The sequence below is a fragment of the Actinomadura madurae genome (assembly GCF_047130825.1).
Taxonomy (GTDB): domain Bacteria; phylum Actinomycetota; class Actinomycetes; order Streptosporangiales; family Streptosporangiaceae; genus Spirillospora; species Spirillospora madurae.
The window spans coordinates 4922442-4945294 of the sequence record NZ_CP083237.1 but is presented as its reverse complement, the minus strand read 5'-3'; the positions used below and the strand labels follow the sequence as shown (position 1 = coordinate 4945294).

Annotated in this window: 11 protein-coding genes; 9 read left to right on the top strand and 2 right to left on the bottom strand. The window is 67.8% G+C overall.

Annotated elements, in window-relative coordinates:
• Positions 1-55 precede the first annotated feature (55 nt).
• From K8Z49_RS22280 to K8Z49_RS22240, 9 genes are all read left to right on the top strand, one after another.
• Positions 56-2719 carry an HAD family hydrolase gene (locus K8Z49_RS22280; protein ID WP_412520616.1) on the top strand — a complete coding sequence of 888 codons (2664 nt, stop codon included), beginning with the start codon at positions 56-58 and terminating at the stop codon, positions 2717-2719.
• On the top strand, positions 2706-3719 hold the full coding sequence (locus tag K8Z49_RS22275) for a class I SAM-dependent methyltransferase (RefSeq protein WP_412520614.1): 1014 nt from the start codon (positions 2706-2708) through the stop codon (positions 3717-3719). The genes K8Z49_RS22280 and K8Z49_RS22275 overlap by 14 nt, the downstream gene beginning before the upstream one ends.
• A gap of 67 nt (positions 3720-3786) precedes the next feature.
• Entirely contained in the window at positions 3787-5400 is a 1614-nt protein-coding gene (locus K8Z49_RS22270; RefSeq protein ID WP_412520612.1) for a DUF2142 domain-containing protein, read from the top strand.
• A complete protein-coding gene (locus tag K8Z49_RS22265; RefSeq protein ID WP_143118456.1) occupies positions 5336-6226 on the top strand; it encodes a class I SAM-dependent methyltransferase in 891 nt (296 codons plus the stop codon). The genes K8Z49_RS22270 and K8Z49_RS22265 overlap by 65 nt, the downstream gene beginning before the upstream one ends.
• A 245-nt stretch (positions 6227-6471) precedes the next feature.
• The gene (locus K8Z49_RS22260) at positions 6472-8505 is read left to right on the top strand and encodes a hypothetical protein (protein ID WP_024935597.1); all 2034 of its coding nucleotides are present in this window, start codon (positions 6472-6474) and stop codon (positions 8503-8505) included.
• A gap of 453 nt (positions 8506-8958) precedes the next feature.
• Positions 8959-13104 (top strand): LamG domain-containing protein, encoded by a 4146-nt coding sequence (locus tag K8Z49_RS22255; RefSeq protein ID WP_412520610.1) that lies wholly within the window; start codon positions 8959-8961, stop codon positions 13102-13104.
• Positions 13105-13293: 189 nt separating this feature from the next.
• Positions 13294-20196 (top strand): RHS repeat-associated core domain-containing protein, encoded by a 6903-nt coding sequence (locus K8Z49_RS22250; RefSeq protein WP_412520608.1) that lies wholly within the window; start codon positions 13294-13296, stop codon positions 20194-20196.
• Between the two features lie 79 nt (positions 20197-20275).
• Positions 20276-20770 carry a DUF4265 domain-containing protein gene (locus K8Z49_RS22245; protein ID WP_412520606.1) on the top strand — a complete coding sequence of 165 codons (495 nt, stop codon included), beginning with the start codon at positions 20276-20278 and terminating at the stop codon, positions 20768-20770.
• A 693-nt stretch (positions 20771-21463) separates the two neighbouring features.
• Positions 21464-21904, top strand: a complete 441-nt coding sequence (locus tag K8Z49_RS22240; RefSeq protein WP_412520604.1) for a hypothetical protein — start codon at positions 21464-21466, stop codon at positions 21902-21904.
• Positions 21905-21971: 67 nt separating this feature from the next.
• Here K8Z49_RS22240 and K8Z49_RS22235 read toward each other — a convergent pair whose 3' ends face one another.
• Together K8Z49_RS22235 and K8Z49_RS22230 are read right to left on the bottom strand one after the other, a co-directional pair.
• Complete coding sequence (locus tag K8Z49_RS22235; protein WP_412520602.1) at positions 21972-22466, bottom strand: SRPBCC family protein; 495 nt, start codon at positions 22464-22466, stop codon at positions 21972-21974.
• Entirely contained in the window at positions 22463-22825 is a 363-nt protein-coding gene (locus K8Z49_RS22230; protein ID WP_083597669.1) for a metalloregulator ArsR/SmtB family transcription factor, read from the bottom strand. Before K8Z49_RS22230 ends, K8Z49_RS22235 begins: the two co-directional genes overlap by 4 nt.
• Positions 22826-22853 lie beyond the last annotated feature (28 nt).

Sequence of the window (22853 nt, the reverse complement as noted above, 5' to 3'; positions counted from 1 at the left end):
CCGGGGGGCCGCCCCTCCGCCGGCGGCCGGTGCAGGACCAGGGGAAGGTGCGGCGTTGACCAAGCAGGTATCCGGCGGCCCGTTGCTCGACAACGTCCACCGCGTCATCGCCGACAAGGCGTGCGCCGTCCTGTCCCTGGACATCTTCGACACCGTCCTGTGGCGCCGCGTGCCGCGCCCGACCGACGTGTTCGGGCTGCTCGCGTCCCGGATGCGGGACGCCGGGCTCTGCCCGCCGTGGGTGACCGACGCGACCCTCCGCCGGATGCGCATCGCCGCCGAGGACGCCGCCCGCCGCGGCCGCGACGCCCTCGGCACGGAGGTCTCGCTGTTCGACATCTGGCGGGCCATGCCGGACGGCGTCTTCGGTGCCGCGCCCCTGGAGCAGCTCGTCGAGGCCGAGCTCCTCCTGGAGCGCGAGCTGACCGTCGTCGACCTGGACGTCGCCGAGGTCGTGATGGCCGCGCGCAAGCAGGACATCCAGGTCGTCCTGGTCTCCGACACCTACTTCACCGACGACCAGCTCGCCCGGCTCCTCGACCGGCCGGAGCTCGGCCCGATGGAGGGCGTGCGGATCTTCCGGTCGAACCAGCACGGCACCGCCAAGGCGTCCGGCCTCTGGGAGATCGTGCTGCGCGACCTCGGCCGCAGCCCGGAGCAGATCGTGCACATCGGCGACCACGAGGTCGCCGACCACGAGGTCCCGGGCGGCCTCGGCATCCGTACCGTGCACTACCGCAGGCTCGACGACGACTACCTCGACGTCCTGGAGCGGGAGAAGGAGCCCGTCCGGCCGTTCGGCGAGCACGCCCCCGACCTGGACGACCGGCACGGCGACTTCGGCCTCACCAGCCTGCGCGCCAAGGCCGTCCACTCGGGCGTGCCCTTCACCACCTCGGCGCTGGACGTCGCGTGGCGGTACGGGGCGGGCGTCCTCGGCCCGGTGCTGACCGGCTTCGCGGAGTGGGCGGCGTGGAAGGCGCACGAGTCCGGGACGCGCCGGCTCTGGTGCTCGATGCGCGAGGGCGAGCTGCTGTCCCGGCTGATCAACGAGGCCGCCGCCGCCCGCGGCTGGGACGTCCGCGCGGCGCCCGTGTGGCTGTCCCGCTTCGTCACCTCGCTCGCCGGGCTCGACCCGCACGACACGGCCGCGGTGCACGCCTTCGTCCGCACCGGGTACCGGCTGACCGTCCGGCAGGCCCTGTCCGTCCTGGAGCTCCAGCCCGGCGACGTGCCCGGCCTCGCGACGGAGCTGGACACCGTCATCGACAACGGCGACATCGCCGACCGGGTCGCGAGCGCCCTGACCGAGACGCCGCACCTGTGCAACCGGCTCGCGGTGACCGTCACCGCCGCCCGCGAACGCATGATCCGGTCGCTGCGGGACGCGGGCGCCCTCGACGGCGGCGAGCTGACCCTCGTCGACCTCGGCTGGGGCGGGACGATCCAGCGGCAGCTCGCCCGCGCCCTGGAGATCGCCCGCATCGACGTCCGGCCGGCCGGGCTGTACCTCGCCACCGACACCAGGTCCGAGCGCGTCTCCATGGCCGGGCTGCGCGCCGAGGGCTACCTGGCACAAGCAGGTCATCCGGCGCACGTCGCGGCGACCATCACCCGCAGCCCCGAGATCGTGGAGCAGTGCGTCAACGCGCTCTGCGGCTCCCTCATCGGCTACACCGAGGAGGGCGCGCCGGTCCTCGGCCAGACCGCCGACTCCCCGACCCAGAACGCCGAGCGCCGGACCGTCCAGGACGGCATCCTCGCGTTCCAGCACATGTGGAACAGGTACGTCACCGCCTCCGGCGGGGCATGGCCGGACCTCGCCCGCCCGCCTGCGGCCCGGGACCGGCTCGCCCGGATCCTGGTCGCCGCGCTGGAGTCGCCCACCCCCGAGGAGGCGGCGGTCTTCGGCAACTGGACCCACGAGGACAACTTCGGCTCCTCCCTCGTCACGACCCTGCTGCCGGCCGACCTCAAGCCCGCGATCCCCTACCTGTCGCCGGGCGACCTCGGCGACCTGGACATGCGCGACTCGTTCTGGCCCGCGCTGATCGCCGCGTCCGACACCGGGCTCGGCGCCATGGCGCGGGCCATCGCGGACGGCGCCATCGCCCCGGAGGCGTTCGACCCGGCGGGGGAGAGGTTCGAGACGCGGCTGCGCTACCGGACGGCCGACGACCGCTGGCACGAGCCCATCCGCCGGCGCGTCCGGATCAACCACAACGGGCTGTCGTTCTCCCGGCTGTCGTTCGAGCACCACGACACGATCGACATCTCGCTCGCCATCCCCGGCCGCCCCGCGATCGTGCGGGTCGACTGGATCGAGGCCAGGGTCATCGCCGGAGGGCGCCGCCGCGAGCAGGTGCTGCGCTGGGACAGGCCGGAGGACTTCGTCGGCCTCCACTACGCCGACTGCCGCTACCTCGGCGGCAACCTGATGGAGTTCGACACCTCCTACGCCGCGGTGTGGCTCCCGCTCGCCCGCCGCGCCGGCGTCCCGGCGGTGTCGTCGGGCCAGATCACCATCGCGTTCGCGATGCTCCCGCAGTCGATGACCGGCATGGCGCCGCGGATGCCCGTCGACCGGAGGGCCGAGCGGTCCGCGCGGGCCGCGCGGCTCACCGAACGAGTCCGCGAGGAGTACCGGACCGCGGGCGTCAAGGGCATCGCCGCCGGCGCCGGACGAGTGGCGAGGAGGAAGCTCGGTGACACGACGTGACTTCGGGGCGGCCGTCACCGGTACCCCCGCCGACCCGCACGCGCAGGCCCGCGCCGCCCGCGAGCAGCCGCTGCTCCTGCACTCCATGTCGGTGTTCCGGGAGCTCTTCCAGACGATCTTCGGCTGCCGCGAGATCGCCACGGTGGTCGAGGTCGGCGTGGAGTCGGGCCAGGTCAGCTCGGTGTACGCCGACCTCGGCGCCACCGTCCACTGCGTCGAGCCCGCCCCCGGCGACGACCTGCGCGCCTTCCTCGCCGAGGACCCGCGCCTGAACCTCGTGGAAGGCCTGTCCCCGGCGGTCCTGCCGGACCTGCCGGCGGCCGACCTCTACGTCCTGGACGGCGACCACAACCACGCCGTCGTCCGCGCCGAACTCGCCTGGATCATGGCGAACGCGCCGGACGCCGTCGTCGTCCTGCACGACGTCCTCTGGCCCTGCGGGCGCCGCGACTTCTACTACCAGCCGTCCCCGCTGGAGGAAACGCACCCGTCCACCACCGACGGCCCGACGGCATGGCACGACGACCTCACTCCCGCGGGCTTCGTCGGCGATGGCGCCTACACGGTGGCCGCGCACGCGGGCGGCCCGCGCAACGGCGTCCTCACGGCCGTCGAGGACGCCCTGGACGACGCCCCCGGCTGGCGCTTCGCGATCGTCCCGGCCGTCTTCGGCTTCGGCGTCCTGATCAGGACGGGCGCCCCCGGCGCGGACGCCGTCTTCGACGCGCTGCGCCCCTACACGTCCTCCACCTGCTCGCGGCGATGGAGAACAACCGCATCGCCCTCTACACCCGCATCCTGCAGCTCCAGTACGAGGCGGAGGCCCGCACCGCCGACACGAACCGCCTCACCGAGACCGTCGCCGCCCAGCAGCAGGAGATCACCCGCCTCCGCTCCGCCCTCGACCGCGCCAAAGCCGAAACCACCACCAAACACCACGAACTCCAACGCCTGCGTGACGAGCCCGCGAAACCGGCGGCACGGCCCGAGCCGGAATTAGGCGAGGCGGTGTCGGAGTTGGGGCGGGCACTGTCCGCACGCATCCGCAAGAATCCCGGACGACCGCGATGAGACCGGCGGTCCCGGCCCGCAGGCTGCGCCTGATCACACTGCTGGCCTTCCTCGGCTTCTTCGCGGCCGGGGCCGGGTGGGCGATCGCCATGCCATGGGACGGCGGGCCCGACGAGCAGTCCCACATCACCCGCGCGGCCGGTGTGGTGGACGGGCAGCTCACCCCCTCGCCCATCGACCTGCCCGTTCCGGATCTGCCGCGTCCCCTCGCCGGATCGAACCAGACCATCCCGGGCGGCGTGGCCAGGCCGTCCCCGCCCTGCTTCGCGTTCAAGGCGGAGCAGCCGGCGAACTGCGTCCACGAGGACTCGCGGCCACCGCACGAACCGGTGAAACAGTTCACCGCGGGTGCCGGACGCTACCAGCCCACGTACTACGCTCTCGTCGGCTGGCCGCTCAGGTGGTGGCCGGGCGAGGGCGGGCTGCTGGCCGCCCGGCTGCTGAGCGCGGCGCTCTCGGCGGCCTTCCTCGCCGCCGCGGTGTACAGCGTCCTCGCCTGGTCACGGCGCCCCTTCCTGCTCGTCGGGCTGCTCGTCGCCGCGACGCCCATGGCGCTGCACCTCGCCGGCGTGATCAACGCGAACGGCCTGCAGATCAGCGCGGCGATCGCGATGTGGACGGCGCTGATCCCCCTCGTGCTCGGCGGGGCCCCACTCGACCGGCGGCTGTTGATCCTCGCCGGAGTCTCGGCCGTGACGCTCGCCTGGACCCGGCCGGACGGCCCGATGACCGTCGCATTGGCGTTCACGATCCTCACCGCCACCGCGGGCCGGGCCCGCCTGGCGGTTCTGGCACGTTCACGGGGCGCGTGGATTCTGGGGTCGGCCGCGATCGTCGCGTGCGTCCTCTCAGGCATCTGGACGCTCGCCATGAAGGCCACCGAGCTCGTTCCCGTCCCCGGCGGGGCCGGTCTCGGCCCCCGCGACGCGCTCCAGTTGGTAGTCGTCGATCGGACGTCCTTCTACCTCAAGTCGATGATCGGGCATTTCGGCTGGGTGGACGTCGAGATGCCCGACGCCTACTACGCGATCTGGTTCGCCGCGACCGGGTTCCTCGTCGTGGCAGCCCTGGCCGCGGGGCGGCGCGGCGACCGGTGGCGGCTGGCGCTCGTGATCGCCGGAGCCTTCGCGCTGCCGCTGTGGATGGACGTCATGGGCGCCGAGGAGAACGGGATGATGGCGCAGGGCCGCTACATCCTGCCCACCGCGGCCGGCGCCGCGATCCTCGCCGCGTACGTCGTCGACGACCGCGGGCCCTTCCCCGTGCGGTTCGCGCGTTCGGTGGCCCGCTGGCTGACCGCGTCCCTGCTGCTCGCGCATCTCATCGGCCTGGCGTACACGATGATCCGCTACCAGCACGGTCTCCACGGCCGCGTCCCGGCCGTGAACCCGCTTTCCGGCGAGTGGTCGCCGCCCCTGGGCTCGGCCACCGCGCTGAGCGTCGCGGCGGCGGGACTCGTATCACTGGGCGCGATGGTCTGGCTGGCCACCACCGGGAAGAGCACGGCGACCGAGGACGCCCCGACACCGAGAGAAGGATCAGGCAATGCCGGACTACGTCTCGACAGTGGCGATGCACCAGGACACGTGGGGAACGTTCCTCGAACCTGACCCGGGACTGGCGGACGTCGAGCATCCGCACGAGGCGCTCGACATCTCGATCCAGGGCGGCCATCACGCCGATCTGAAGCACTTCGCCGGCAGGAGCACGGTCTTCGACCGCACGGCGGCTCGCATCGACAGCGTGGGCCTCGCCTATGAGGACCAATGCAGCGCCTACCACTACTTCGACCTGTTCGGCTGCGTCGAACGCTGCCACGGAGAACTGACCAGGCTCGTCGATGTCGGCGTGTTCATGGGAGGTTCCTCGGCCATCCTCGCCGGCTGCGTCGAGCCGATGGGACTCGAACTCGACCTCGTCGACGCCAACACCGCCTACCTGCAATTCACCCATGAGCGGTTGCGGCGCATCTTCCCGCGCGCAATGACACGCGTCCGCATGTTCCATGGCGACCTGCCGACCTACGTGGCGAACGTGCTCAGTGCCGAGCATGGGACGCGCGCCCTGGTTCACCATGACGGCGCACACGGCTTCGACCAGGTCGTCAAGGATCTGAGTTCGCTGTTCTTCGTCCGCGACCGTGTCCACGGCCTGGCGATACAGGCCACCCATCTGCGGGGCGACATCCGGTATCTCAACTTCGTGGACGCCGCCGTCTACGCGATGTTCGGCGTCGGCGTGAAGTACGAGCCGCTCGGGGCGAACTTCCCCGCAGGCGCGCCGGTGACCGAACCGAACGCATGGAACGGCAACTACTTCCTCGCCGGGCAGCCCGAGGGGATGTACGTGCCGTTCGACGGGGTGGAGTGGAAGTACCCGCACTCTTCGATGGAGTTGGAGGCGTTCATGCCCGTGAAGGCGGCGCCCGCCGGTTGAGTGTGGCCGGGTGTGGCCAGGGGTGCGGGAGGGGTGTCCGTTCTTCGGCGCAGGTGGGCGTGGTGACCGAAATGGGGTCCGATGCGAGGTTGGTTCGGGGCTCTTCTCAGGAACGTGGCGCGAACGCGCTGGAAGGTCTTTACCCTGGGCTGTGTAGGAAACCGACCGTAAGCTAAGCGAAACCGGCAACCCCCAGGCGTTTCACACCTTCCCGCGACTCCCAGGGGTCTCTCGACGTGACGGACATGGCGAGCGAGTCCGCGAAGGCGCGGCTCACACAGGCCGACCGCGTCCACGTGGGCTGGCGTTACGCGCAGGTGCACCCCGATCCCGGACCGCCCCCCGGACGGCCCGAGGAGCCCGAGCGGGCCCCGCTGCCGCCGCCCGCGCGGCGGCTCGGCGAGGACATGGCCGGCCGCCCGCTGCGGATCGCGTTCATCGGCACGCTCGCGTTCGTCGCTCTGTTCCTCTTGTGCGGCATCGCCGGGGTCATCCCGTGGGCGTTCGTCGCGGTGGCACTGCTGGCCTGCGCGGTCGTCCTCGCCATCACCGGCGGCGGGCTCTGGCGGGACGAGCGGGGCGTCCGCGAAAGGCTCGCGCAGGAACGGCGCGAAGAGGAGCGCCGCCGCGCCGCCCGGGAGCGGGAACGGGAGACGGCCGAGAAGGACTACGCGAAGGCCAGGGCCGAGTGGGAGCGCCGCCACTCGGCGTACGAGAGCCAGCGCGAGTGGTACCCGGTCGCCGTCCCGCCCGGGGTCGACCGGGTGGACGTCGTGGGCGGCACGCTCGCCGGATGGTCCGCGGCCGTCACGACGATGGGCGCGGCCAGGCTCGCCGTGGGCGCCCGCCTCACCGTCATCGACCTGTCCGAAGGCGCGGTCGCGCACGACCTGCTGCGCCTCGCCGCCGACCGCGGCGACGACCCGCTCGTCTGGGTGCTCCCGGCCGACCTGCCCCGCCTGGACGTCACCCGCGGCCTCAACCCCGAGGCGCTCGCCGACGTCCTCTCCCTGGTCGTGAGCGCGGGCGAGGAGGAAGGCGGCACGCGCGACCTCTCGTTCGACAACTCGATCCTGGAACGCCTCATCGAGGTCCTCGGGCCCGACACCACGATCCCGCGGATCACCGCCGCCCTGCGCGTTCTCGCCCAGGTCGGCGACCCCCGCGACGACCTCCGCAAGGGCCTGCTCACCGAGGAGCAGCACGAGCGCATCGCCACGCTCTTCGGACGGGACGCCACCGACCGCATCGTCGTCCGCCGCGCCTGGGCCCTGGAGGCGCAGCTCCGCAAACTGGAGAAGCTCGCCACCGAGCCGGTGCGGCTGCCGCCGTCCCGGCTCCACGTCGTGTCGATGGACCGGCGCGCCGGCGTCCTCACGAACAAGATCCTCGGCACCTACGTGACGACCGCGCTCACGCACCGCATCCGCGAGGCGCCGCCCGGCGGCCGATGGGACCACACCCTGTTCCTGTGCGGCGCCGAGAAGCTGCGCGGGGACGTCCTCGACCGCCTCATCGACGCCTGCGAGGCGACCGGCACCGGCCTCGTCCTGATGTACCGGTCGATCCCGGGCCACGTCCGCGAGCGCCTCGGCCGCCGCGGCCACGCCGCCGTCGGCTTCATGCGGCTCGGCAACCCCGAGGACGCCCGGGTCGCCGCCGAGCACATCGGCGCCGGCCAGCCCCTCCTCGTCGCCGAGATCACCGACGCCGCCGGCGAGACCCTGTTCGACGTCGCGGGGGAGAGCTACGCCAGCACGGTCGCCTTCGCCCGCCCGCGCGGCGACGGCCTCACCGACCCCGTCTGGTCGCCGCTGCCCGCCCCGGCCGCCGACGACTCCGTCCTGGTCGAGGGCATCAGCTCCGCGACCGCCTGGGGCCGCACGGTCGCCGACCGCCGCGCCGACAAGCAGCGCTTCCGCGAACTGCTGGTCGAGCCCCCGCAGCTCCAGGAGCTGCCGCCGACCGCGATGGTCTTCACCCACTCCGGCGCGACGGGCCGCCGCACCCTCCTCGTGGACGCCAACCCCGGCATCATCACCCTGCCGACCGCGCACTCCATGGAGTTCGAGGAGTACCTCCGCGAACAGCAGCAAGCAACCCTCGTCGAACCCCCCGACGAAGAGCCCCCGGCGCCGTCCGAGCCTCCAGCGGAACCCGCCACTCCACGCGTCCCGCGAGCCCGCCACGCCCTCCCCCGAGGCGCCGCCCCCCGCCCGGCCCGCATCGTCCCCACCCTGAAACCCAACGGCCGCCACAAAGCCGACCCCCCAACCTGACCCCCGACCCATTCGGGGTCGCCCACCGGCGCAAATGGGCCGCAATCCACCATCCGAAAAGCCTTATCAAGCGAACCTTTTCCGGCGCCTTATGCCAGTTCTCGTGCCGAGTCAAGACAGTCACACCTGTCGTCGGCGATCGGGCGGTATGGCCGCCTATTGTCGCGCGAGCGTCCATGTTTCCCCGGCTTTGCCGGCGGTAAACGTCGAGAATTGCGAACGCCAAGTCACTCAGAGTCATGCAGATGCTGATGGCGAAAGAAAGAAGACGTTCGACGCGGGTTGGCGGGTTACTGAAATGAGTGTGACCTGCATCACAAAATGAAGATCAACCAGAGGTCTTCCCATCGGTTGATCGCCGGGTTAACTTAAGGCGGCTTTAACAACCCTTTACTCCTTGGGGTTCATATGGGTCGTCATGCGGCATGTCGTTGTGCGTCCGTTCTTCGCTTCATGTTGTGGCGGCGTTCGGCTGCGGCGGCCGCATTTGTGGCCCTGGTAATGGTCACCGGCCTGCTCCAGGTTCCCTTGGTATCGGTGCTGCCGCAGACGGCGGCTCACGCCGATGAGCCGAAGACGGCGGCGACCGAGCAGCAGGCGGTCGCGCAGGCGAAGCGGTCCGGAGCGCCGGTGGAGATCACGTCAAGGCGTGGAGAGACCCACACGGTGCGTGCGCTGCCGAACGGCCGGATCGAGATCGAGCAGCATATGCAGCCCATCCGCACTCGCCAAGGCGCCAAGTGGGTGGACATCGACACCGCGCTCCGCCGTTCCGGCGACGGGATCGTCCCCACCGCGACGACGGTCGGACTTCGGTTCTCGTCCGGTGGCGACGGTCCGCTGGTGCAGATGACCCGGTCGGGCCGCAAGCTGTCGCTGTCGTGGCCGCAGCGGCTGCCGGAGCCGGTTCTGGATGGTGACACGGCGGTGTACAAGGGCGTCGCGGGCCCTGAGGTGGATCTGCGTTTGCAGGCGCGGCCGGGCGGGTTCGCGCATGTCCTGGTGGTCAAGACCCCGCAGGCGGCCAAGGATCCGCGGGTGGCGAAGGTGGCGATGGCGCTGTCGACCAGTCGCCTGTCGGTGCGCCAGGGCCAGGGCGGAGTCCTGACGGCGGCCGATACCGGCTCGGGCGCGGGAGTGTTCGAGGCGCCCACCCCGCGGATGTGGGACTCCTCGCAAGCCGAGCCGGCGACGGCGCAGGCTCGCGCACGTGCGGCGGATACCGATCCGGCGGCCGGCCCCCCGCAGGGCGCCAAGACCGCACGGATCGGGGTCGCGGTGGGGGACGGACGCATCACACTGACGCCGGACCAGGGCCTGCTTTCGGCGTCCGACACGGTGTTCCCCGTGTACATCGACCCGGTATGGGAGACGAAGAAGGCGACCAGTTGGGGGATGGTCTCATCGGGCTGGCCGGATGAGTCCTACTACAAGTTCGCCGGCAATTCGACCGAGGGGGTCGGCCGCTGTGAGGTCGCCAAGGATCCCAACTGTGTGAAGAACCAGACCAAGCGCCTGTTCTTCCGGATGCCACTCCCCGCGGTGAAGGGCCGCTACATCCAGAACGTCGAGTTCGCGGCGTATGAGACCAGCGCCTACAACTGCGATAATCCCACGTCGGTCCAGCTGTGGCGGACCGCCACCCTCCAGTCCTACGCCACCTGGAACAACACGAACAACTCGTCCGTGTGGATGGAGCAACTGGCCGCGAGGGATGTGGCGTACTGCTCCAGAGCTCCGGTGGAGTTCGGCGGCGCGAAGCTGCGGTCGCACGTCCAGGACGCGGTGAACAAGGGCTACGGGACGATCACGCTCGGACTGAAGGCCTACAGCGAGTCATCGATGGACTGGTGGAAGCGGTTCGCCGACGACGCGTATCTAAAGGTGCAGTACAACAATCCACCCAGGCAGCCTGACACCGACACGATGTTCGCCGACCCGGGAACCAAGTGCGTCGACAGCGGCCAGGCCAAACCGGTCAACGACATTTCCACGGTGTACGCCTACCTGAAGGATCCCGATACCGAGGACAAGAACAAGGTGCAGGGACAGTTCACACTGCACTGGGCCAACAACGCCGATGGGTCGGACTGGGGGCCGAAATGGACATCGTCGCTCACACCGGCGAAGACGTCCGGCAGCCGGTTCTCGGTAAAACTGCCGTCCACGATCCCGCAGAAGACGAAGATCGGCTGGGGTGTACGCGCCTGGGACGGTGAGCAGTGGGGACCCTGGAGCTACGTCGGTGCCCAAACCGGCTGCTACTTCTACTACGACCCGGCGGTGCCGGCCAAACCCACCGTCACCTCGACCGACTACCCCGCCGATGACGCTTGGCACGGCGGCGCCGGACAGCCTGGTACCTTCACCATCGCCGACTCCGAAGGCGTCGCCGACCGGTACGTCATCACACTCAACGACGAACCCGCGCGAACGGTGACCACGGCCGCCGGCGCACCGCGACAAGTGCAGATCGCGCCTACCCGTTCCGGCCCCAACATCCTCACCGTGCAGGCTTTCGCCCCCTCCAACCAGAACGGACCGGCGGTCTCCTACGAATTCCGGGCGAACACCGGATCCGATCCGGTGGCTCGATTCAGCATGGACGAAGGCGCCGGAGCGACTGCGGTGGCGTCCACAGGTCCGGGACGACCGGCACACGTGCTGGGCTCGGCAACGCTCGGAGCCGAAGGCAAGATCGGAACGGCGCTGAGCCTGGACGGCGTCAGCGGTTCTGCGGAGAGCAGCCTGCCGATAGTCGACACCACCGAGAGCTATACGGTCTCGGCCTGGGCGAAGCCCACTCAGCACAAGCAGGGCGAGCTCCTTGCGCAGTCTGGGACATACCAAAGCGGCTTCGTCTTGGGCATGCACGCCGACGGTGCGGCCATATTCGAGTGGCCGACCGTCGACAACAACACGGACGGCACACCCTGGCAGTGGGCCGTGGACGATGCGCCGCTCCCGCTCGGAGAGTGGAGCCACCTGATCGGCGTGTACGACAAGAGCGCCGCACAGATGCGGCTTTACGTGAACGGCGAGCTCCAGGCGACCACGAACGGGGTGACGCCGCTGAAGACCAATGGCCCGATCCAGATTGGTCGGAGTCTCTACAACGGCTTCTTCGTCAACAACTGGCCGGGCTTGATCGATGACGTAAAGGTGTTCGGCCGCCCCCTGTCGGACGCACAGGCACAGCAACTCGCCACGGGAACCACGCCCACAGGAACCGATCTGGTCGCGCACTGGAACTTGGACGAGGCGCAGGGCGCACCCCGCGTGTACAGCCCTATAGCTCCGTGGAGGGCGACCCTTTACAACGGAGCCACCCTCGGTAGGCCAGGTCAAGTGAAGACTGCGCTGGACCTCGACAATACCGCCCATCAGTACGCTGCCACTGATCGTCCTGTGGTCAACACTCTGCGCAGTTTCGCAGTATCAGCTTGGGTGAAGGTCGACGGAGCGGCTCCCTCACCCACGAGCAATTTCACTGCGGTCTCGGCCCGTGGCAACTACCACAGCGGCTTCTATCTCAAGTACGTCGAGGCCACCCACCGATGGGTGTTCGCACGAACAGGCGAGGATGGCGACGATCCTGACTGGTATCAGGCCACGTCGAAGGATCCCGCCCAGACCGACGAGTGGACCCACCTGGTCGGGGTCTATGACGACACATCCAAGCGGCTGCAGATCTACGTCAACGGTCAGCGGGGCATCGACAGCCCTGAGGTGACCTCGCGCTGGCTCGCCACCGGCGGCCTGGAGATTGGGCGCGCCCAATGGGCCGCCACCCCGGTCGACGACTGGGCCGGCCTGATCGACGACGTTCGCGTCTACGACCGGGTGGTGGGCCGGCAAGAAGCCGAAGAGATGGTCACCCAGCAGCCAGTGCTCAGAGCCCGATGGATCCTCAACACGGACGGATCGGGTGAGCCCGCGGGTGCACCATCGCTGGTGATGCACAACGGTGCGGCCATCGACCCCACGGCGGGCTTCGGCGGATGGGTGTCACCGGCGGGCTTGAGGCTCAACCCGGCGCAGAAGGCATTCGCGGAAACACCCGAACCCGTCGTGGACACCGACAAGAGCTTCACGATCACCGGCTGGGTCCGCAACGATGGCCGGCCCCAGCAGCCGACGACGGTCTTCTCCCAGCCGGGAGCCAATATCAATTCCTTCGCGCTTCGGTACGTCCCCGGCGAGGATCCGGCCGAGCAGGGCGGCTGGCAGGTCGTGATGCGTAACTCCGATGACGGAGCCGCCCCGGCGTTGACGGCGTCGCACTCGGGTTTCGTCCCGCAGGACTGGTCGCATGTGGCAGTGGTGTACGACGCGCTACGCGACCGCGTCAGCCTGTACGTCGACGGACAGTTGGAGGAAACCGCCGACGGGGTCTCCCAAGAAGACCAGATCACCGGATTCAAAGCCGCGGGCAACGGTGGCCTTCAGGTGGGCCGCACCAAATTCGGCGCCGCCGACGGAACCGAGTACTGGACCGATGCCGTGGATGACGTGTGGGCCTACCAGGGTGCTTTGACGACGGAGCAAATCCAGTCCTTGGCCGGCGATATCGAGCTCCCCACCGAGGACGGCCCCTAGCCCCATCCGGGCCCGCCGTTCCCGTCATGGTCGGCAGCGGCGGGCAAGCCGAGTCCCACCCCTTCTCTTCGTGATCTCTGAAGCGCCCCATGCCCTGGGGTGGTAGCGATGGAGGATGTCGTGAACGCAGGCCGGAGAATGTCTGGTCGCACCCGGCGCACAAGGCTAGTGCTGGGATCACGTCGGGCTGTGGCTGCTGTTGCGGCGGTGCTCGCCGTCGCCATGCCCGCCGGGTTGCTGTCGGTCCCGCCGGCGTTGGCCGATTCGCCGAACTCCCACCGCCCCAAGGTTGGGAACCATGAGACGCCGGTGCCGGGACACGACCTGAAGGTCCGCCCACGCAAGACCGATCCGGTCGAAGCCGGGCCCGCCGCGAAGGCGGCATGGCCGCAGGTAGGTTCGGCCGAGGTCGCAGTCCCGCCCAGCACGAAGACCGCCGGTGTGCGCGCGGGCGAACTGCCGGTGCGAGTGTTGCCGCCCGCTGAACAGCCACGTTCGGCGAGGGCCGTCCCCACGGCGGGTCGTGTGCGGGTGCAGGTCCTTGACCAGCACACCAGCCGAGGGCTCGGTGTGGACGGTCTTGCTCTCACAGTGGCGCGCACAGACGCGGGGACGCCCGGCCGGGTAAGGGTACGACTGGACTACTCGACGTTCGCGCAGGCGTTCGGCGGCGCCTACGGTGCGCGTTTGCGACTCCTCCAGTTGCCGCAATGCGCCCTGAGCACGCCGGACAAGCAGGAATGCCGAACGCCCAAGCCGGTGACGGCACGCAACGACACGGCCGCCAAGACACTGACCGCCGATGTCGAGGCCGTCCCGTCCGCCGTCTCGGGCTCACCGGCGGTGGCGTCGGGACAGAACGCGACCCTGCTGGTCGCGGCCGCCGATTCCGGCAGCTCACAAGGCGACTACAAGGCGACATCCCTAGAGGCATCGGCGACGTGGGGCGCCGGCGGCAACTCCGGGGACTTCGGCTGGTCATATCCGATGCGCGTCCCGCCCGTTCCCGGCGGGCTGACACCGAAGGTACAGCTGACCTATTCCTCCGGCAGCGTGGACGGCAAGACCGCCAACACCAACGGGCAGCCCTCATGGGCCGGTGAGGGATTCGACCTGTGGCCCGGCTTCATCGAACGGCGCTACAAGTCGTGCGAGGACGACGATGCTCCCAAGGACGAATTCGGGAACTCTCCCGGTGACCAATGCTGGGGGTATGACAACGCGACGGTCACCTGGAACGGCAAGGGCGGGGAGCTGATCAAAGCCGCCGACGGCAGCTGGCGGATGAAGAACGACGACGGCACCAAATTCGAGAAGCTCACCGGCTCTGCCACCGAAAATGGTGACGACAACGGCGAGTATTGGAAGGTCACGACCACTGACGGCACCCAGTACTTCTTCGGGTTGAACAGGCTGCCGAACTGGACGAGCGGCAAGCCGGAAACCAACTCGACCTGGACGGCGCCCGTCTTCGGCGACGACTCCGGTGAGCCCTGTCATGACTCCACCTTCGCGAGCTCGTGGTGCCAGCAGGCTTACCGCTGGAATCTGGACTATGTCGTCGACCCGTCCGGTAACGCGATCACCTACACCTACGGCCAGGAGACCAATCACTACGGCCGCAATATCGAACCCGAGGACGAGACCCCGTACGTCCGCGGTGGCTACCTGAAGACGATCTCCTATGGCCTGCGCAAGGACGCCCTGTTCGCCAAGGCTCCCGCCCAGGTCTCGTTCGCCACCTCCGAACGCTGCATCCCGGACGAGGACTTCGACTGTGACCCGGCGAAGATCGGCGACAAGCCGGACCACTGGTGGGACGTCCCGTGGGACCTGAACTGCAACTCCGGACAGCAATGCAAGGACACCCACGGCTCTCTGTCGCCGACGTTCTGGTCTCGTAAGCGGCTGACCAAGGTCACCACCCAGATCCTCAAGCCGGACGGGTCGGACTACCGACCGGTGGATTCATGGTCGATGGATCATCAGTGGGGACTGGCGGACGTCGAGCGCGACCTGCTGCTCAAGGAGATCACGCACACCGGGCACGCCGCGACCGACGGCGGCGGTGCGGTCTCGCTCCCGAAGGTGACCTTCAACCACGTCCAATTGCCGAACCGGCTGGACAGGACCGGCGACGACATCCTGCCCTACATCCGCTACCGGCTCGGCGCCATCTATGACGAGTCGGGCGGCCAGATCGACATCGCCTACTCCGAGCCGGACTGTTCGCTGTCGGATCTGCCGACCCCGGAGACGAACACGACACGTTGCATGCCGGTGATCTGGACACCGCCCGGACGGGAAGACCCGATCACCGACTGGTTCCACAAATATGTGGTGACCTCGGTCATCCAGACCGACCGCACCGGCCTGGCCCCGGACATGGGCACCAAGTACGAATACGTGGGCGATGCCGCCTGGCATTACGACAACGATGACGGCCTGACCAAGGAGAAGGAGAAGACCTGGTCACAATGGCGCGGCTACGGCCAGGTCCGCACCTTCACCGGCGACCCGGCCGCTCCCGCCACGCGGTCGGACACGCTGTACCTGCGCGGGATGGACGGGGACCGCAAGAACAAGGACGGCGGCACCAAATCCGTCACAGTTGCGGACGGTGAGGGCGGCACCCACACCGACCACGACGCGCTCGCCGGGTTCTCGCTGAAGACCGCCCAATACACCAAACCCGACGGCAGCGTTCACGCGAAGACGGTCAACGCTCCGTGGCGGGTCCAGACCGCGTCCCGCACCCGGCCCTGGGGCACCACCACCGCGAATGTGGTGGCGGTCGGCAGCACCCGCACATGGACGGCCAAGGACGGCGGCGGCTGGACCGAGACCAGGACCGACAACACCTACACCGGTTCCGGCCCGGGCATCGGCCGGATCACCGCGGTCAACGACCTCGGCGACACGGGCACGTCGAGCGACGACAAATGCACGCGCACCGACTACGCCGACAACACCGATGCCTGGATGGTGTCTTTTCCCTCCAAGGTGGAAACCGTCTCGGTCTCCTGTGCCACCACTCCGAACCGGCCCGCCCAGGTCGTTTCCGACACGCGGACCTACTACGACAACGGCGGGTTCGGCGCCGCCCCGTCCAAGGGCGACATCACCAAGGCCGAGAAGCTCGCCGACTACGAGGGAACGACTCCCAAATACGTGACCCAGGCCACCAATGTCTACGACTCGTTCGGCCGCGTCACAGAGGTCAAGGACGCGCTCGGTGCCGCCACGACCACCGTCTACACCGACACCCAGGGGCTGACCACCGCCAAACGGATCACAACCCCACCGGCCGAGCCGGGCGAAGCCGGTACGGCGTTGACCACCACGGAGGAACTGGACCCGGCGTTCGGGCAGCCGGTACGCACCACCGACGCCAACGGGCTGAACACGGACCTGGTGTACGACGGGCTGGGCCGCTTGCGGAAGGTGTGGCTGCCCGACCGCTCCAAGGCCAACAACCAGAACCCCAACCGCGAGTTCGAGTACCGGGTCGCCGAGGGGCAGATCGTCGCGATCACCGACAAGGCCCTTACGGCGACCGGCGGGCAGCGTGTCGAGAAGGTCGAGCTGCTGGACGGGTGGCTGCGCTCCCGGCAGATCCAGGTGCCCGGCCCGACCGGACGTCTGGTCTCCGACACCTTCTACGACGACCGAGGCCAGGTCATCAAGGCGTATGCCGCCTATCCGGCCTCCGGCGCCCCTGAACCCGCCCTGTTCGGCGTCGGCACCCCCGGCGACGTGGAGACCCAGACCCGCACCGAGTACGACGGCCTGGGCCGTAAGACCGTCGAGAAGCTCACCACGGGCAACGGTTCCCAACCGGATCAGGAACTATGGCGTACCACCTACTCCTACGGCGGCGGCAACCGCGTCTCCGTGACCCCGCCCGCCGGCGGCACACCCACCGCAGAGATCACCAACGCCCGCGGCCAGGTGACCGAGCGTCGCCAGTACAAGGCCGCGACACCGTCCGGTGAGTTCGACGCCACTAACTACACCTACACCCCTGCCGGGGAGATCGCATCGATCACCGACCCCTCCGGCAACACCTTCACCACCACCTACGACCTACGTGGACGCAAGACCCAGACGACCGACCCCGACAAAGGCACCAGCACTTTCACCTACGACGACCTGGATCGGCTGACCTCTACCACCGACGCCCGCGGCAAAAAGGTCTTCACCGAATACGACGGCCTGGGACGTAAGACAGCCACCCACGACGGCGCCGCCGACGGGCCGCTTCTGACCTCGTTCACCTATGACACCGTCACCCGCGGCAAGGGCGCCCTCGCCACTGCCAGCCGTCACGCGGACGACGCTGAATACACCAGCCAGATTCGCCAGTACGACACCCTCGGCAGGCCAGAGGCCATCACCATCACGATTCCGTCCCAGCAGGGGGCACTTGCCGGCGCCTACACGTTCTCCAGCAAGTACAACCTGGACGGCACCGTTCAAAGCAACTCTCTGCCCGCTAAAGGCGGCCTGCCTGTCGAGACTTTGGTCAACAGCTATGACACCTGGCTGCGGCCGACCCGTATGGCGACCACCGGCACGACTTACGTCGCTGACACCGTCTACACACCGACCGGTAAACCGTCCATCGTCGAACTGGGCACAACTCCCAAGCGCGCCTGGCAGACCTTCACCTACCAGCACGGGACGCAACGCCTCGATACCGCGAAGACGCTGCGCGAGGGCATCGACGGCAACGACCGGAATGCCACCTACCAGTACACCGACGCCGGCAGCGTCACGTCGATAACTGACAACTCCCGCGACGGCATCGACAACCAGTGCTTCGCCTACGACCACCTGCAACGCCTGACCGAAGCCTGGACCCAGGGAACCGCCGACGCCTGCGCCAGCGAGCCGACCAGCTCAGTGATAGGCGGCCCAGCCCCGTACTGGCAGAGCTTCGGGTACGACAAGGCCGGTAACCGCACCAACGAGACCCGCCACGGTATCGGCGGTGCGGCCGACACCGTCCGCACCTACACCTACGCCCCCACCGGACAAGGCAACCGCCTCACCCAGGTCACCCAGACCGGACCCGCCGGAAACCGCACCGACATCTACGGCTACGACGCCACCGGCAACACCATTACCCGTGCCGTCGACTCCGGCACCCCGGGCACCGGGCAGACCCTGGAATGGGACACCGAGGGTGAACTGGCGAAGGTCACCGAGAACGGCAATGACGAGACCTTCATCTCCGACGCCACCGGCAACCGCCTCATCCGCAAGGACCCGACCGGCGCCACCCTCTACCTCCCCGGCGGCACCGAACTGCGCGCGTTGAACGGCGCCACCACCCCAACCGGCACTCGCTATTACGACTTCGCCGGCCAGACCGTCGCGATGCGCACATCCGATGGCACCTTGACTTACCTCACCGGCGACCACCAGGGCACCGACCAGATCGCCATCAACGCCGCCACCCAATCCAGCACCATTCGTCGCTTCACCCCGTTCGGCGGGATCCGTGGAATGGACGACGACGCGACCTGGCCGGGCGACAAGGGCTTCCTCGGTGGCACGCAAGACCCCACCGGCTTCACCCACCTCGGCGCCCGCGAATACGACCCGGACACCGGCCGCTTCATCTCCGTCGACCCTGTGATGGACCAGGCCGACCCCCAGCAGATGAACGGCTACACCTACGCCAACAACAACCCGGTGACGCACGCCGACCCCGACGGCCAATGCCCACCGGACATCTGCGGCGCCGGCGTCATCAACGTAGGCCACAGCAAACCAGCCAAAACCGGCGGCTGCGGCCACGATATGTGCGGCCCCCCAGAATACACGCCGCAAATAGTTCAAGGCTATCGGATGCCGCGACGGACGACCATTGGTGCCACCATTGTCAACGCGCCTTCGGCAGCTGCCTACCGCGCTGCATTCTTGAGCGCAATGCTCCTGAGGAGCAAGAGCGACAACTGGTACGACAGGCACTACTCACTTCCTGCCTGCACACCAGGCGCCGTGGGCGCGGTCAACGGTGCCTGTTCGGTCGGCGAGATCGATATTCTCACAAGGTTCGGCGACCTGCTCTGCAAGGTCGGCGGATTCAAGTGCAGCCATCTGTCGCCTCTCCAATACTTCAACCTGGGCCTTAAGGGCTTCGAGCCCGGCCAGGAAGGCGGCGTAGGCCACCCGGGCGGGCTTGGCGGCGGTGGACGCTCGAAGCCGGGAAAGTCAAAGAATCTCCGTTCCTGTAGCAGCTTCGTACCGGGAACGACGGTCCTCATGGCCGATGGCAGCCGCAAACCCATCGAAGATGTCAAGGTCGGCGACAAGGTGCTCGCCACGGACCCCGAAAGCGGTGAAACCCGAGCCCAGCCCGTCCTGGGCACGATCACCAGCAAGGGCGAAAAGAACCTCGTCCAGATCACAGTGGACGGCGACGCTCCCAGCTTCACCGGATCAACGAGCAACACAGCCAAACCCCGGAACTCAAAGGGCGGCGTGGTCATCGCCACCGACAACCACCCCTTCTGGGTTGCTGGCGACATCAGCCAGTGGGTCGAGGCCGCCGACCTCCAGCCCGGCATGTGGCTCCGCACCAGCGCCGGCACCTACGTCCAGATCACCGCCACGCAGCACTGGACCACCCACCACCAAAGCGTCCACAACCTCACCGTCGCCAACACCCACACGTACTATGTGCAGGCGGGAGCCACGCCGGTCCTGGCGCACAATACAAATACGCCGATCGATTGCGGAGTGAATGGTGAGCCGATCTATGACATCCCCGCTGGATCAAGTGGAGGACCTGGAGCGGGCCAAAGGATTCCCGCCAGTATGCTTCGTGAATACAATATCGGAGTTAACGCGGATCCAAATCTTCCCACGCCATTGTGTTCATACTGCAGGATGAATCCCGCGCAAGCGGTGGATCATGTTGAGCCGCGCGTTCGTGATGGTGATCTGACCGACGCTAATACGACGCCTGTATGTCGGCACTGCAATAGCTCAAAGAGGGATCACGGAGCCCCCCTGAATCCACCGGTCGGTTATACTGGCCCCTGGCCGCCTTCTCATTGGCCACCTCACATCAGGAGATAGTCGCGGTCCTGAGCGTTGATCTACCCCGGCGCAGATTGTGTGCCGGGATAGATCTATCTTCACCCGAGAGGGGTATTTTATGAGTTCAAAAGTCAGCTTCATTGTTCATGAAGAGCCTGTCATCAGGCCCGATCAGGCGCATATCGCCGTGGTCGATCTAGAACCCTTCGGGTTTCCTCGGCAGATGGAGCAAATTTGGCTGCGCCCTCTGAGTGATCGAAATTATGAGGTTTGCTGCTTGCCTTTCCGGGTTTACGGGTTGGCGATGGGTGACGTTGTCTCGCTCGACGAGGAAGCTAGAAGTGTTAATAAGATCATTCGACATTCCGGAAATCGAGTATTTCGAATTTTCTTCCCCTCTTCCCCTTCTTTGAAGGACTTTTTGTCGGCTAAAGATAGTGTTATTTCCGCCATTCGTGATGCCGATTTGCAGGCAGAGTGGAGCGGAGATCGTCATGTGGCAATCAATATTCCGCTGGGTGGATCGGTAGCTCCCGTATGGGAGGTGGTTCGACAACTTGAAGGTATCGCTGTTTGGGAGTGGTCCGATGTGGAGGAATTTCGCACCAGTTGAGTGCGAAGCGTTCTCATCCCGCGCAAGACGGACAGGTTGATCCGTGCACCGCGAAAATGAGGAAAACCCTCTTCGAGTTGCCGTAGCGCCAGTGTCGAAGATCGTGGAAGCGGATGCGCTGGCGGTCGGCCCTCTCGAGGAAGCTGCTGAAGCGGCGGGTGAGGTTGGCCGGGTTGAGAGGTCGTCCAGTCGGCGTGGCGAAGATGAGGACGCTGTTTTGCCAGGCTAACCCCGCGGTTCGCGCTCCTTCAGTGACTCTGTGAGGAATCTTCGGGCTCGTCGGCGCGTCCCACGGGGACGGTCGATGAGTGACCGAGAAACTGCCGTGGGTTCATGATGACTCTCATTTCCCCCGAGGTGGCTACGTGTGGTTCGTCCCCGGTCTGATGCCGAGATCCCAGAGCTGACCGCGCGGGTGACCCGCGCCAGCGATCCGAAGGGGACCCCGCGATTGTCGGCGGGGGAGACTATGAAACCCAACGGCCGCCACAAAGCCGACCCCACCAACCTGACCCCGCCCTTTCGGGATTGCCTAACGCGAAATGGCCTGCCGCCGCGGACACGCCGTACCTGCGCGAATGCCAGCCAACCACCGGGGCTTGAAGCGCGACGGGAGCGGTTTTTTCTCAGGGAGCGGTTGGTGTAGCCGGGATGGTTTGTGCGTTACCTTCATGAGATCGCTAGCCTCGTGGCATGGCGGTGGCCGACCAGCTTGCGATCGTGGATGACTTGCTCACTGCGCCTTTCCGTGACCAGGACGAGTGGACACATGGCGGCTTCAGCGGCCCTGGCCACCACGTGGTAGTCCTGCAGGCCAGCCAAGACTTCTGGGAATCTCGCGACAGCGATGTCGTCGAGGCTGCCGAGGCACAGATCGAAACTGCGCTCCAGGCGCTGGTGGAGGTGCTCACCGCGCGCTGGGGCACGCCGGACCGGGTCGATCTGGGACCGTATCTGTGGAGTGAGGATCCGGCACCTGAGCCGATGGGGCAGCTCAGCCAGCTCGGCCCGGACATGCTGGTCTGGCGGCCGCCCGAAACCGGGCGATGGGTCGGGCTCTCGGTAGGGCAGGCCGATCCAGAGTTCCCCATCGAGCTGCGGGCGGTCGTCGCAGACGCATCACTTCTCGCCTAACGGTTGCCGACCACCCTTTCTTGTCGCAGAGGCCCTGTTCGTCGCGCTCGTCGTGACTGGCGGGACGTTAGAGCTGTGAAGCCTGGTCGAGGAAGTAGGGCTTCATGGCGGGGTAGTAGTCGGCGAAGTCTGGTTTGGGGGAGCCTTCACGGGCGGCTACGAGCATGTCCAGGTAGTACTCCCAACCGGGGCCGACCTCGCCGATCTCCTTGGTGGAGTCCAGGTGCTGCACGAACCGCAACTGTGTCGTGCCGTCCGCTTCCTCTAGATGCAGTTCGAGGAGCCAGTCGCCGTAGTCGTCGGACGCCGACAGTGCCAGCCGCTTCGGCGGCTCGCATGCGTCGATGTGCATGTCCATCCATGGCTCTTCTTCTTCGAAGGCCATCTGGACCTGGATGGTCTTGCCGGGGGCGGCGTCGCCTTTCCAGGGGCCGAACCAGCGGGCCGTGCGGTCGGGGTCGGTGACGCTGGCCCACACGTCCGTGATGGGCGCGCGGAACGTCCGGGTGAGGACGAGGTCGCTTCCGGTGCCGGTACGCAGAAGTTGAGCGGTCGGTTTCATGCCGTGTCCTCCTTTGGCTGGGCGGGAGCCCGGCCGGACCGGTTCTCGCGCCTGGTTCGGTAGACCTCTGTCTCCAGTGCGTCGAAGCGGTGCTCCCAGCCGGACGGCTCGGCGAACTGGGCGAGCCACGTGGACAGCTCGGAGAACCGTCCGGCGTCGAGCTCGTAGAGCCGATTTCTGCCGACCGCCTCGCCGCGCACCAGACCGCTCTGCCGCAACACGCGCAGGTGGCGGCTCACGGCCGGCCGGCTGATCTGGAAATGCGCGGCGATCTGACCCGCGGAGAGCCTGCCCCGGCGCAGCATGACCAGGATCTCCCGGCGTACCGGGTCCGCGATCGCCCCGACGACGTCGTCCACGGAGAAAGCGTAACGTATAGGTTACGCA

Excerpts from the sequence above, each read along its gene's own strand:
- K8Z49_RS22270 (WP_412520612.1), top strand. The coding sequence starts at position 3,787 with ATGAGACCGGCGGTCCCGGCCCGCAGGCTGCGCCTGATCACACTGCTG.
- K8Z49_RS22265 (WP_143118456.1), top strand. The coding sequence starts at position 5,336 with ATGCCGGACTACGTCTCGACAGTGGCGATGCACCAGGACACGTGGGGA.
- K8Z49_RS22260 (WP_024935597.1), top strand. The coding sequence starts at position 6,472 with ATGGCGAGCGAGTCCGCGAAGGCGCGGCTCACACAGGCCGACCGCGTC.
- K8Z49_RS22255 (WP_412520610.1), top strand. The coding sequence starts at position 8,959 with ATGTTGTGGCGGCGTTCGGCTGCGGCGGCCGCATTTGTGGCCCTGGTA.
- K8Z49_RS22245 (WP_412520606.1), top strand. The coding sequence starts at position 20,276 with ATGAGTTCAAAAGTCAGCTTCATTGTTCATGAAGAGCCTGTCATCAGG.
- K8Z49_RS22240 (WP_412520604.1), top strand. The coding sequence starts at position 21,464 with ATGGCGGTGGCCGACCAGCTTGCGATCGTGGATGACTTGCTCACTGCG.
- K8Z49_RS22235 (WP_412520602.1), bottom strand. The coding sequence starts at position 22,466 with ATGAAACCGACCGCTCAACTTCTGCGTACCGGCACCGGAAGCGACCTC.